The organism is Sphingopyxis selenitireducens, from assembly GCF_051550705.1.
Classification (GTDB): Bacteria; Pseudomonadota; Alphaproteobacteria; order Sphingomonadales; family Sphingomonadaceae; genus Sphingopyxis.
In genome coordinates, this window is record NZ_JBPULG010000001.1 from 822,543 (window position 1) to 834,165 (window position 11,623).

General features: G+C 64.5%; 8 protein-coding genes. 5 read left to right on the forward strand and 3 right to left on the reverse strand.

Going from position 1 to position 11,623, the window contains the following annotated elements; genetic code table 11:
• The first annotated feature begins 234 nt into the window (after nt 1-234).
• Nucleotides 235-1,329, forward strand: coding sequence for a hypothetical protein (locus tag ACSYDV_RS03855; protein ID WP_438322415.1), 1,095 nt, complete (start codon nt 235-237; stop codon nt 1,327-1,329).
• A 20-nt stretch (nt 1,330-1,349) separates the two neighbouring features.
• On the opposite strand, the gene ACSYDV_RS03860 is transcribed toward ACSYDV_RS03855, so the two are convergent.
• Together ACSYDV_RS03860 and ACSYDV_RS03865 are read right to left on the reverse strand one after the other, a co-directional pair.
• Nucleotides 1,350-1,820, reverse strand: a complete 471-nt coding sequence (locus tag ACSYDV_RS03860) for a vgr related protein (RefSeq protein WP_438322416.1) — start codon at nt 1,818-1,820, stop codon at nt 1,350-1,352.
• Nucleotides 1,821-2,351 (reverse strand): copper chaperone PCu(A)C, encoded by a 531-nt coding sequence (locus tag ACSYDV_RS03865; RefSeq protein WP_438322417.1) that lies wholly within the window; start codon nt 2,349-2,351, stop codon nt 1,821-1,823.
• A 154-nt stretch (nt 2,352-2,505) separates the two neighbouring features.
• On the opposite strand from ACSYDV_RS03865, the gene dnaK reads away from it, so the two are divergent.
• Complete coding sequence (gene dnaK, locus ACSYDV_RS03870) at nt 2,506-4,410, forward strand: molecular chaperone DnaK (RefSeq protein WP_438322418.1); 1,905 nt, start codon at nt 2,506-2,508, stop codon at nt 4,408-4,410.
• A 60-nt stretch (nt 4,411-4,470) separates the two neighbouring features.
• Nucleotides 4,471-5,592: a molecular chaperone DnaJ gene (gene dnaJ / locus ACSYDV_RS03875; RefSeq protein WP_438322419.1), complete on the forward strand. Its 1,122-nt coding sequence runs from the start codon at nt 4,471-4,473 to the stop codon at nt 5,590-5,592.
• 100 nt (nt 5,593-5,692) lie between these two features.
• Here dnaJ and ACSYDV_RS03880 read toward each other — a convergent pair whose 3' ends face one another.
• Nucleotides 5,693-8,005 (reverse strand): patatin-like protein, encoded by a 2,313-nt coding sequence (locus ACSYDV_RS03880; protein ID WP_438322420.1) that lies wholly within the window; start codon nt 8,003-8,005, stop codon nt 5,693-5,695.
• A gap of 143 nt (nt 8,006-8,148) precedes the next feature.
• Between ACSYDV_RS03880 and ACSYDV_RS03885 the strand changes: the two genes are divergently transcribed.
• Both ACSYDV_RS03885 and ACSYDV_RS03890 read left to right on the forward strand, forming a co-directional pair.
• Complete coding sequence (locus ACSYDV_RS03885) at nt 8,149-10,401, forward strand: TonB-dependent receptor (RefSeq protein ID WP_438322421.1); 2,253 nt, start codon at nt 8,149-8,151, stop codon at nt 10,399-10,401.
• A 2-nt stretch (nt 10,402-10,403) separates the two neighbouring features.
• On the forward strand, nt 10,404-11,492 hold the full coding sequence (locus ACSYDV_RS03890) for a PepSY-associated TM helix domain-containing protein (RefSeq protein WP_438322422.1): 1,089 nt from the start codon (nt 10,404-10,406) through the stop codon (nt 11,490-11,492).
• Nucleotides 11,493-11,623 lie beyond the last annotated feature (131 nt).

An 11,623-nucleotide genomic window follows, 5' to 3' on the forward strand; every position in this document is an offset into this window, starting at 1 on the left:
AACACCGCCCGGCTGGCTAGCCGCTAATTGCGGAAAGCGTCAGGCCGGCCCCCCGGGGGCGAGCCCGAAAGCTCTGTGGCCGAGTGACCGGAATCACGGCCTGTGCCGAAAGGTTCGGGAATGGAAGGCCCTTGGGCATAGAATTCTGATTTCGCGCGAATTAGACGATGCCAAGGACTTTGGACCGCAAGTCCGTCTTTAGATCGGGCAGAGTCCCCAGTCGGGAGAATGGGAATGAGGAAATGCGGCATTGCCGTCGCCGGCATGGTCACCCTGCTAGCATCGCCCGCGACCGCGGGCGAACGGTGGCTCGTCTACACCGGGGGCGAAAAACCGGGCCGCATCTTCGTCGCCGTCGATGAAACCTATCTCGACGCCGTGCCTTTCACCGAAAAAACCTACAAGCTCGAAACCATCACCGTGCTCGAAAATGCGAAGGCGCCCGACTGGGTGTCGTCGAACATGATCATCGATTGCGCCCGGAACACGCTCGAAGAAAAACTCATTCAAGTCTCGCCGCGCGGCGGGAAGCTCACGACCGCGCCCGACCAGCCGGCGAAACAACCGACGAATGCGGTCGGCGAAGCGCTGATCGCCTTCGCCTGCGACATGGGGCCGAAAAGTGCTGAACAGCGCCTCGCAGCGCGCAAGACCGACCTCACCGACCGCGGCTGGATGTATATGGGGCCGGTCACGACCAGCGACGTCACCGATCTTGCGTGGAACTCGATGTGGACCGACGGCAAGCGACCCGCTGGCACTCCGCGTTCGGCGGCAGAACTCGAGCGCGAGATGGAAAGCCTGAACGCCCGGCGCCAGAAAGCGCTGGCCGAGGTACAGGCGATCACGGGCGAGGTTGTCGAGGCGGACAAGAGAGACCAGCAGCGCACCGCCGCGATCATGGCTCAGGCGGAGGCAAATGGCGCGATCGCCAAGGCGCGCAAAAGGCGCGAGCCTGCGGCAGTATTGCGCGCACTCGAATCATGGATCACCCACAGCGAACCCGAACTGGTTGCAAGTTGGGGCCCGCCGACGAACTTCGAGGACCGCGCCGGCAAGCGCTTCCTGCGCTATTACAGGACGGGAGTCATGCTGGGACCCGATCCGTCGCAGGGATGCGGCGCCGGGAATATGTATGTCCCCGATCCCAATTCGAAGAACGGCGGTATGATGTGCGTCGGCGGCGCCCCGGCGCGGAGTGAAACGCCGATCGAATGCACCGCCAGTTTCGAACTGCAGGGCGGCATGATCGTCGACTATGCGACCAAGGGCACCGAAGTCACCTATAGCTGGGGAGGCAATGGCTGCGCGCAGCTGTTCGGCAAATAGCCGGATCGGGTGCCGCCGCCCTAGCGCGTGTCGAACGGCAGGATCGCGCGATAGGCGTCGACCCCCGGCGCCCCGCCGACAATCATCCCCTGCGTCAGCAGCCAGTAATGGCGCACAATCTCGGCCTGCTGCTCCAGCCCATAGCGTTCGAGCATCCAGCCGGGCCTCAGGCTGTAATGATAGACCGCGAACGGATGACGCATCAGCACCAGATACCAGCGCCCGCGCGTCTGCGCCTGCCACACATGGACCATTTCGTGGATGAACAGCCCTTGCAGGCGCTGCGACGCGGCGCTGAAATCCTCGCAATACAGGTCGCCGTGCGGGTTGAAATGCAGACTGCCCATCGGCGCCATAACGATATGGCGCGGCTGGAAGAAAATCCATTTATGGTGGCAGATGCGCACCCGGTCATAGGCGATCGCGTCGCCGAACACCGGGCGCGCGAGCGCGACCTCGCCCGGGGTCAGGGGGCGCGAAGGTCGCGGCACTTATTTCTTGGCCGCGTCCGGAGCCGCCTTTGCGGAGCCATGGTCCATCGCACCATGATCCATTTCGCCCTCGGCGCCTGCGGCACCTTCCGGCTGCTTGATCACCATGTCGAACAGGATGCGTTCATTATTATTGTTGGTGAAGACGAACGCCATCGGCAGCTTGCCCGCGCGCACCGCCGCGCCATTGATGCCCCAGATCATCAGATGCTTGCCGCCCTGTGCGAAGCGCAGCTCGCCCTTCGCGGGGACGTCGGCGCTGGCCAGCGGCTTCATCGTCATCATGCCGTTTTCCTTTACGCTTTCGTGCATCTCCACCCGCTGCGCGAGGTCGGAGGTCACCGCCATCAATTGCACCGCGCGCGGTCCGCCGGTGATCCGGAAATAACCGACCGCCGGCCGGTCGGGGGTCGCCCCCATCACGATATGGCCGCTGACGACATTGAGCTGGGGGCCCTTGCCCAGATTTTCGCCGCAGGCCGTCAGGGAAAGCGCGGCAGTGGCGGCGGCGATGATCGCAAAGGGTTTCATTTTGGGAGGACTCCGTAAAAGCGCATGATCTTGCACTTCCGATAAGCCTTCAAAACCCTTGTGCCAAGGATAAGCGCACCTATATCGCCCCCAGAAACCCAACATACGGCGTGCCTCTTCAGGGCGCCGACGAAGCAACAAGGACGAGTATAATATGGCCAAAGTGATCGGGATCGACCTCGGCACCACCAACAGCTGCGTGGCGGTGATGGAAGGCGGCAAGCCCAAGGTTATCGAAAATGTCGAAGGGACGCGCACGACTCCGTCGATCGTCGCCTTCGCCAAGGACGGCGAACGGCTGATCGGTCAGCCGGCCAAGCGTCAGGCCGTGACCAATCCCGAGAATACGGTTTTCGCGGTGAAGCGCCTGATCGGCCGTCGCTTCGACGATCCCATGACCAAGAAGGACATGGAACTCGTTCCCTATAACATCACCAAGGGCAGCAACGGCGATGCCTGGGTCAAGGCGGGCGGCGAAGATTATTCGCCGTCGCAGATCAGCGCGTTCATCCTTCAGAAGATGAAGGAAACCGCCGAAGCCTATCTGGGTGAAAAGGTCGAACAGGCCGTCATCACCGTTCCCGCATATTTCAACGACGCCCAGCGTCAGGCGACCAAGGACGCCGGCCGCATCGCCGGGCTCGAAGTGCTGCGCATCATCAACGAGCCGACCGCGGCCGCGCTCGCCTATGGTCTCGACAAGACCGAGAACAAGACGATCGCGGTCTATGACCTTGGCGGCGGCACCTTCGACATCTCGATCCTCGAGGTTGGCGACGGCGTGTTCGAGGTGAAGTCGACCAACGGCGACACCTTCCTCGGCGGTGAAGATTTCGACAGCAAGATCGTCGCCTTCCTCGCCGACACCTTCAAGAAGGACGAAGGCATCGACCTTCGCGGCGACAAGCTTGCGCTCCAGCGCCTGAAGGAAGCCGCCGAAAAGGCGAAGATCGAACTGTCGTCGGCCGCGACGACCGAGGTCAACCTGCCCTTCATCACCGCCGACGCCAGCGGGCCGAAGCATCTGGTCAAGACGATCACCCGCGCCGACCTTGAAAAGCTGGTCGAAGACCTCGTCAAGCGCACCCTCGAGCCGTGCAAGAAGGCGATCAAGGACGCCGGCATTTCGGCGAGCGAAATCGACGAAGTCGTGCTCGTCGGCGGCATGACGCGCATGCCGCGCGTGCGCGAAGTCGTGAAGGATTTCTTCGGCAAGGAACCGCACACCGGTGTGAACCCTGACGAAGTCGTCGCAATCGGCGCTGCGATTCAGGCCGGCGTTCTGCAGGGCGACGTCAAGGACGTTCTGCTGCTCGACGTCACCCCGCTGTCGCTCGGCATCGAGACGCTGGGCGGTGTGTTCACGCGCATGATCGATCGCAACACGACGATCCCGACCAAGAAGTCGCAGGTTTACTCGACGGCTGATGACAATCAGTCGGCAGTGACGATCCGCGTCTTTCAGGGTGAGCGCGAAATGGCCGCCGACAACAAGGCGCTCGGTCAGTTCGACCTCGTCGGCATTCCCCCCGCCCCGCGCGGCGTGCCGCAGATCGAGGTGACCTTCGACATTGACGCCAACGGCATCGTGTCGGTCCATGCCAAGGACAAGGGCACCGGCAAGGAACAGCAGATCAAGATCCAGGCTTCGGGCGGCCTGTCGGATTCGGACATCGACCAGATGGTCAAGGATGCCGAACAGTTCGCCGAAGAGGACAAGGCACGCCGCGAAGCGGCCGAGGCGAAGAATAACGCCGAAAGCCTCGTCCACTCGACCGAGAGCCAGCTCCGCGAGCATGGCGACAAGGTCGATGAAGCGCTTAAGTCCGAAATCGAAGCTGCGGTCGCCGAAACCAAGACAGCGATCGAAGGCGGCGACGCTGCTGCGATGACCGAAAAAGCCCAGGCCCTCGCACAGGTCGCGATGAAGCTCGGTCAGGCGATCTACGAGAAGGAGCAGCAGGCAGCCGCGTCCCCCGGCACCGATGCTGAAGAAGCGAAGACCGACGAAGACGTCGTCGACGCCGAATTCTCCGAAGTCGAAGACGACAAGAAGTAAGCATGAGCTCTCCCCGTCGCGCCGATCCGGCGCGGCGGGGCAGAGGGGACCTTTTGACCTATGTCACTCGACATCGATTATTACGAACTGCTGGAAGTCGAACGCACCGCCGATGATGCGATGCTGAAGGCCAGCTATCGCAAGCTCGCGATGAAGTACCACCCCGACAAAAATCCGGGGTGTGACGACAGCGAAGCGCGCTTCAAGGCGATCAGCGAAGCCTATGACTGCCTGAAAGACCCGCAGAAGCGCGCCGCCTATGACCGGTTCGGCAAGGATGGCGTGCGCGGCGCAAACGGCGGCGGTGGCAACGCCGACTTCGGCGACATTGGCGATATTTTCGAATCGATCTTCGGTTCGGCCTTCGGCGGCGGCCGCCAGCAGCGCGGCCCCGCGCGCGGCGCCGACCTGCGCTACGACATGGAAATCAAGCTGGAGGACGCCTTCGCCGGCTGCACCCGCGAGATCGAGGTCGATGTCGCCGCGCGCTGCGACAGCTGCGACGGCTCGGGCGCCAAGCCCGGCACCCGGACCAACCGCTGCGGAACCTGCGCCGGACACGGCAAGGTGCGCGCGCAGCAGGGCTTTTTCATGGTCGAACGGGTTTGCCCCGCCTGTCAGGGCGCGGGCGAGGTCATCGCCGACCCCTGTAATTCATGCCACGGTGAAGGCCGGGTCGACCGCCGCAAGACGCTGACGGTCAACATCCCCGCCGGCGTCGATGAAGGCACGCGCATCCGCTTGTCGGGCGAAGGCGAAAGCGGCGCGCGCGGCGCGGCGCCGGGCGATCTTTACATCTTCCTCCACATGGCGCGGCACAAGCTGTTCGAACGCGAGGGCACGACTTTGTTCACCCGCGCGCCGATCAGCTTCACCACCGCTGCATTGGGCGGCGACATCGCCATCCCCGGTCTCGACGGCAAGAAGCACGATATCCACATCCCGGCAGGCATCCAGTCGGGCAAGCAGCTCCGCCAGCGCGGCGCGGGCATGCCGGTCCTCAACGGACGCGGCCACGGCGACCTTGTCGTCCAGGTCGATGTCGAAACCCCGACAAAGCTCAGCGCGCGCCAGAAAGAGTTGCTCGCCGAGTTTCGCGAGACCGAGACCGGCGACGAATGCCCCGCCAGCCAGGGCTTTTTCGGCCGCATCAAGGATATGTGGGACGATCTGACGGATTGAGAAATCGTCGCCCCCGCGAAGGCGGGGGCCGCTGGAGGCTTACTCGGCGATGAAAGGCAAGAACGACGGCGGCCCCCGCCTTCGCGGGGGCGACGGATAACTAACCGATCTCACTCCGAAGCTCGTCGATCAGCGCCGCCACCTTTGGCAGCCGCGCCTCCTCTTCATCCAGTATCGCATGGAAAGCGCGCCGCTTGATCGCCGCCAGCGCGTCGGCGGGCAAAGCCGCGTCGCCGGTCACGCTGCTCGCGACAATGTCGATGAGCCGGTCGGCGCCGTGGAGCCGTCCCCACAAATAGTCATTCTCGCGATACGCCCGGCTGAAGAAGGCGCCAAAGCTGTTGAACTCGATCCCTTTCAGCATCGCCGCCGCGCCGCCGGTCCGGATCGCCGTCGCGTCCGACGGCGAAATGCGGTCGATCTTGATCGGGTCGAATTCGTCGAACCCCTCGCCCTGCAGCAGCGGCAGCGTCGCAATGTCGTAAAAGGGATAGCCGAGGTAAGCGAGCAGCATCACCCGCCGGTCGTCTTTGGGCAGCGCGGCAAGCGCCGCCGCGATCAGCGCATCAGCTTCGCGATCAACGGCGGTCAGGTCGCGCCGCGCGGCGATGGCATCGATCCACTGTCCCGGATCGGCATCGGCGGGCAGGTCGAGGTCGGCGAGCCACGCGTCGCCCTCGCGCTCCAGATATAATCCCAGCGCAGTAAAAATCGCCCCGCGCATTTCCTCGCATGCGGGGTCACGCTCGGCGCGCCGCGCCTCGACCGACGCATCCAGCTCGCGCGCCAGAAAGCGCAGGCGGCGGATGCGAAAGCCCATGTCGTGGGTGCGGAAAAAGGTGACGGCATCGCCGCTCGCCCCGGCGCCCTTTTTGCCCGAAATCCGGTCGAGCCCGCGCGCGCGCACCTCCTGCCACAGCGCGCGGCGCCGATTGGCGCTGTGCACGCCGCCTTCCGCCGGCGCCAACCGGTCGATCGCCGACACCAGTTCCTCGACCACTGCCGACAATTTCAGATGGCCATAAGGGGCATAGGCGAAGCCCGCGCGCACCGACGCCTGATCCTGTGCCTTGGCGCGCCATTTATCGAGCCGCGCCGGGGTCGGCGTGTCGAGGAAGAAGGTGCTGCCAAACAACGCTGCAACCTGTTCTTCGACCTCGACCTTCATCGCGTCGACAATATACTGCATCCGCCGGATCCGGCGCGACATGCCGCCGATCGCCTCGACATTGTCGCGGATCGGCTGCTCGCGCGGGATTTCGGACAAAGCGCCGAGGATCGTCGACAGAAAGCCGGGCAAGCGCGCGGGTTCGCCCTCCGCGATCGCGCCCGGCTTGCCAAAGCTGATCGAACGAAAATCGGGCTTGGGGTCGATATAGACGAAGCGCCGATCAATCTCGCGCCGCGCCGGGCGTTGCTTCAGCGCCGCGATGGCCGGGCGGAACGGCGCGTTGGCCAGCACCGATCCATCGATCAGCACCCGGTCGGCGGGATCGGCCTCGCCGCCAGTCGGCAGCTGGACGCGGATGAAATCGTCGCGGCCGCTCCAGTCGATCCCGCGCTTTTCGAGCACGGCGTCGAGTTCGCGCAATGTGAAGGGCGGAAAGGCGCCGGGAAAACTCGCGGTCGCGCGCGCCGCCGCCGTCAGCCCCGGGACATCGCCGAGGTGCTTGCCGCTCCGCCCGTTCTGCCGGAAATGCATCACCAGCCGATGCTCCTGCTCGGTCACCCGCGGCGGGCTGTTGAGCGCGAGCGGCGCGCTGTGCCCGGCGAAGTCGGTCACCGAAACGAACAGGTCAACCGGCTGCCCCGCCGGCACCAGTATCGGCCCCTTCGGCCCCGCCTCCATCGCATCGAACGCGTCGAGCAACAGGTTGCAGAAGGTCGCGCCGCCGAACGGCGGTTCGAACCAGCGTGCACGGACGAAACGCGACAGCTTGGCGCGCACCTCGTCCTGCGCGCCTTCGCCGACGGTGCGGTCGATCACATTGCCGCGCTTCTTCATCGCCCAGCCGGCGATCGGCACCGCCCAGAATTTGGTCGCCGCCGACAGCGGCCGTGCGTCGGGGTCAAGCAGGCTGTCGACGTCGGCGCCCCCCAGCCACAAGTCGGTCAGCGGATCGAGCGACTGGCCCGTCGCCAGCGCGCGCGCGAGGAAAATGCCGTTGATCCCGCCCGCGCTTGCCCCCGCGACGATATCGGCCATGACGCGCAGCCGGACATTGCTGTGCGCTGTAATCGCCGCCAGCAATTCGCCATAGACCGCGCCGGAACCGGTCGGCGGAGTGCCGTCATGCCAGGCACGCGACGCTGCGGCCAGCCGCCAGGCCTCCTTGGTGATGCCGTGCATATAGACGGCGAGGCTGATACCGCCGTAGCAAATCAGGGCGAAGCGCAGTTCCTTTTCCCGCATCCTCAATCTGATAGCGCGATTTGCCGGGTGTGGCGAATTTTCCACAGCCCGGCGCCAAAGCAAATCGGGCCTGCGATTCAGGGGCTTTTTCCTTGCCTCTGCAAATCTCTCGCATTAGCGGCGCTCCCGAACAGGAGTTAAGAATGATTCGCAAATTCGTCGCCGCCGCGCTGGTCACCACTGCGCTTTCCTCCCCCGCCTTTGCGCAGGACAATGCGCCGGTCGACGAAGGCACGAGCGGCGAAGCGACGATCGTCGTCACCGCGGCACGCACCATCCTTCCGCCCAACGCGCTGCCGCTGACGATCGACATCATCGACAAGGATACGCTCGATCAGCAGATCGCGATTTCGGGTTCGGTAACCGACGCGGTATCGACGCTGACCCCCAGCTTCTCGCCGACCCGCCAGAAATTGTCGGGCGCGGGCGAAACGCTGCGCGGCCGTTCGCCGCTCTATGCGATCAACGGCATTCCGCAATCGACCCCGCTGCGCGACGGCAGCCGCGACGGTTTCACGATCGACGGCTTCTTCGTCGACCGCGTCGAGCTGATCTACGGCTCGAACGCGTTGCAGGGCGTCGGCGGCACCGGCGGCATCGTCAATCAGGTGACGGTCGGCGCACCGAAGACCGAAGGCCTCAGCGGCCGCGTGCTGCTTCAGGGCACCGCCGACGACGGCTTCAGCGGCGACGGCATGGGCGGCAAGGCCGCGGGCCTCGTGCAATATAAGGCGGGGCGCTTCGACGCGACCGTCGGCGCGGCATGGGAAAAGCGCGGCGCCTTCTACGACGGCGAGGGCCGCCGCGTCGGGCTCAATCTGACGCAGGGCGAAACGCAGGATTCGCGTACGCTCTCGCTGTTCGCGCGGCTCGGCTACGAACTCTCCTCCTCCGCACGGCTCGACCTGATCGCGAGCCGCTATGAGCTGAAAGGCGACGGCGACTATGTCGCGGTCGCGGGCAACCGCGTGCTTGGTATCCCGACCAGTTCGGTCCGCGGCACCCCGCCGGGCAAATCGGCGTCGAACCGCACCGAAAGCGTCGCGCTGTCACTGACCGACACCGATCTCGGCGGCGGCAATTTCGTCAGCCAGATATTCTTCAACCGCAGCCGCGATACGTTCGGCGGCGAACTGGTGACGCAGGCCACCTTCCAGGACCCCGCGCTCGCACCGATCGGCACCCTGTTCGACCAGTCGCAGAACCGGAGCCGGAAGCTCGGCGGCAAGTTCAGCTATGAACGCGCGGCGCCGGGGCTCGAAGCGCTGACGATGACGATCGGTTTTGACGCCTTGTTCGACAAGACCGAGCAGGCGCTGATCGCAACCGGCCGCACTTGGGTGCCGTCCAGCGATTTCCGCAGCCTCGCACCCTTCGGCCAGGCGAACCTCAAATTGTTCGATGGCGTCGTCCGCCTCGCCGGCGGCGTGCGCTGGGAAAATGTCCAGATCAAGATCGACGATTTCCACACGCTCGCCTCGACGACCTTCGTCCCCTGCACGACCCCGCCTGACGCCCCGGTTTCGCCATGCGGCGTATCGACCTATGGCGGCGTCGCTGTCGCCGGGGGCAAGCCCAAGTTTCAGGATCTGCTGATCAACGGCGGCGTGATCGTTGAACCCTGGGCGGGCATCCGCGCCTATGCGAGCTATGCCGAGGGCTTCTCCGTCCCCGACATCGGTCGTGTCACCCGCGCGATAGACCGCACCGGCATCGACATCGACAATTTCCTCGATATCTCCCCCGTCGTGTCGAACAATCGCGAGATCGGGTTCGAAGTGAAGCGTGGACCGCTCGATGCCAGCGCCGCCTATTTCTGGTCGTCGAGCGACAAGGGCCAGGTCCTCGTGACCGGCACCGACCGCAATTTCGACGTTCAGCGACTGCGCGTCGAAATCCAGGGGCTCGAAGTCAATCTCGGTATCCAGACGCCGATCGACGGGCTCAAGCTCAATGTCGGCTATGCCCATCTGAACGGCCGGTTCGACAGCGACGCCATCCCCGTCGCCCCTAACATCCCCGCCACTCCGGATGACATCGTCGATACTGACCTCGACGGCACCAACATTTCGCCCGACCGCGTCAACCTGTCGGCGAGCTACAACAAGGGGCCGCTGTCTGCATTGGTGCAGACGCAATTCTTCCTGTCGCGCAATTTCCACGCCGATGCCGGCAAATCGCGGCCGGACCCACGCAACAGCTTTGGCGGCTATAATATCACCGACGCCAGCATTCGCTATCAGACGGGCTTCGGCGGCCTCAGCCTGTCGGTCCAGAATCTGTTCGACAAATTCTATATCGATTATTCGAGCGACACGCGGCTACCCAACGACAATCTTTCTCTTTTCGCGGGACGCGGCCGCACCTTCACCCTCGGCTGGGATTATCGGTTCTAAGGATGAAAACGCTCGACACGCTCCATCGCTGGATCGGCGGCCTCATCGGCCTCGTCCTCGCGCTGCTCGGCCTGTCGGGCGCGATCCTCGTCCATAAGGAGGAATGGATCGGCCTCGCTCATGCGGGCGATCCGCTCAACGGTGACCTTGCGACCGTCGCCGCGACGACCGAAAAACTGATGGCGCTTCCCGGCGATCCGCAGGGAATCATCTACGCAGCTCCGCGCCTCGGACTGCACCAGCTGCGCTTCGAAGATGGCGCGGGGCTTTACGCCAGCCAGTCGGGCGAGGTCGTTTCGCGCTGGACGAGCCAGTGGGAGCGCCCCGAAATCTGGCTGTTCGATTTCCACCATCATCTGTTCACCGGCGATTTCGGCGAATGGGTGTCGGGGATCGCAGGTCTCTGCGCGCTCTTCTTCATCATTTCGGGCGCGATCCTGTGGTGGCGGACGCGGCGGACCTTCGCCTTCCGCCTGTGGCCCAAGCGGATGAGCCGCCCCGCGATCGTGATGCAGCATCGAGACCTTGGCATCATCGTCGCGCCCTTGCTCATGCTCTCGGTCGTCACCGGAACGATGATGCTGTTTCGCCCGTTTGCCGCAATCATGGTCGCGCCCTTCGGCTCGATGGCCGAGACTGCAAAAGCCCTTGAGCCACCCAAATATAAGGGCGGCCTGCTCACCGCAAAGCCCGACTATACCGCCATGCTCAGCGAAGCCCGCCGCCGCTTCCCCGACGCCGAATTTCGCATCCTCAGCCTGCCGCGCAAGCCCGGCGACCCGATCAGCCTGCGGATGAAGCAACAGGCCGAATGGCTCCCCAACGGCCGCTCGACCCTGTGGTTCGACGCTGCCACGGGCAAGCTGCTCGGCGCGCGCGACGCGCTGGCGATAGCGCCCGGCGCGCAGGCCTTCAACATCGCCTATCCGCTCCACGCCGGAAAGGTCGGCGGGCTTCCTTATCGCCTGGCTCTCACCATCTCGGGACTCGCAATGGCGCTGCTCGGCAGCCTCACCGTCTGGACCTTCTGGTTCCGCCGGCCGAAGCCCGCAAAGCGTCCGGCGAAAAGGGCGGCGCTGGCGACCAGCTAAACATCATCGTCACCCCGGACTTGGTCCGGGGGCCATAGTGCGGGCGCGGAAATGGATGCCGGATCAAGTCCGGCATGACGAAGGAATTGAGGTCGGGCCGCATCCACGGCGCTTTCCTATTTTAACGGCAG

Bases quoted from the DNA above. Each gene is read 5' to 3' on its own strand.
- ACSYDV_RS03885 (WP_438322421.1), top strand. From the start codon at position 8,149: ATGATTCGCAAATTCGTCGCCGCCGCGCTGGTCACCACTGCGCTTTCC.
- dnaK (WP_438322418.1), top strand. From the start codon at position 2,506: ATGGCCAAAGTGATCGGGATCGACCTCGGCACCACCAACAGCTGCGTG.
- ACSYDV_RS03880 (WP_438322420.1), bottom strand. From the start codon at position 8,005: ATGCGGGAAAAGGAACTGCGCTTCGCCCTGATTTGCTACGGCGGTATC.
- dnaJ (WP_438322419.1), top strand. From the start codon at position 4,471: ATGTCACTCGACATCGATTATTACGAACTGCTGGAAGTCGAACGCACC.
- ACSYDV_RS03865 (WP_438322417.1), bottom strand. From the start codon at position 2,351: ATGAAACCCTTTGCGATCATCGCCGCCGCCACTGCCGCGCTTTCCCTG.
- ACSYDV_RS03890 (WP_438322422.1), top strand. From the start codon at position 10,404: ATGAAAACGCTCGACACGCTCCATCGCTGGATCGGCGGCCTCATCGGC.
- ACSYDV_RS03855 (WP_438322415.1), top strand. From the start codon at position 235: ATGAGGAAATGCGGCATTGCCGTCGCCGGCATGGTCACCCTGCTAGCA.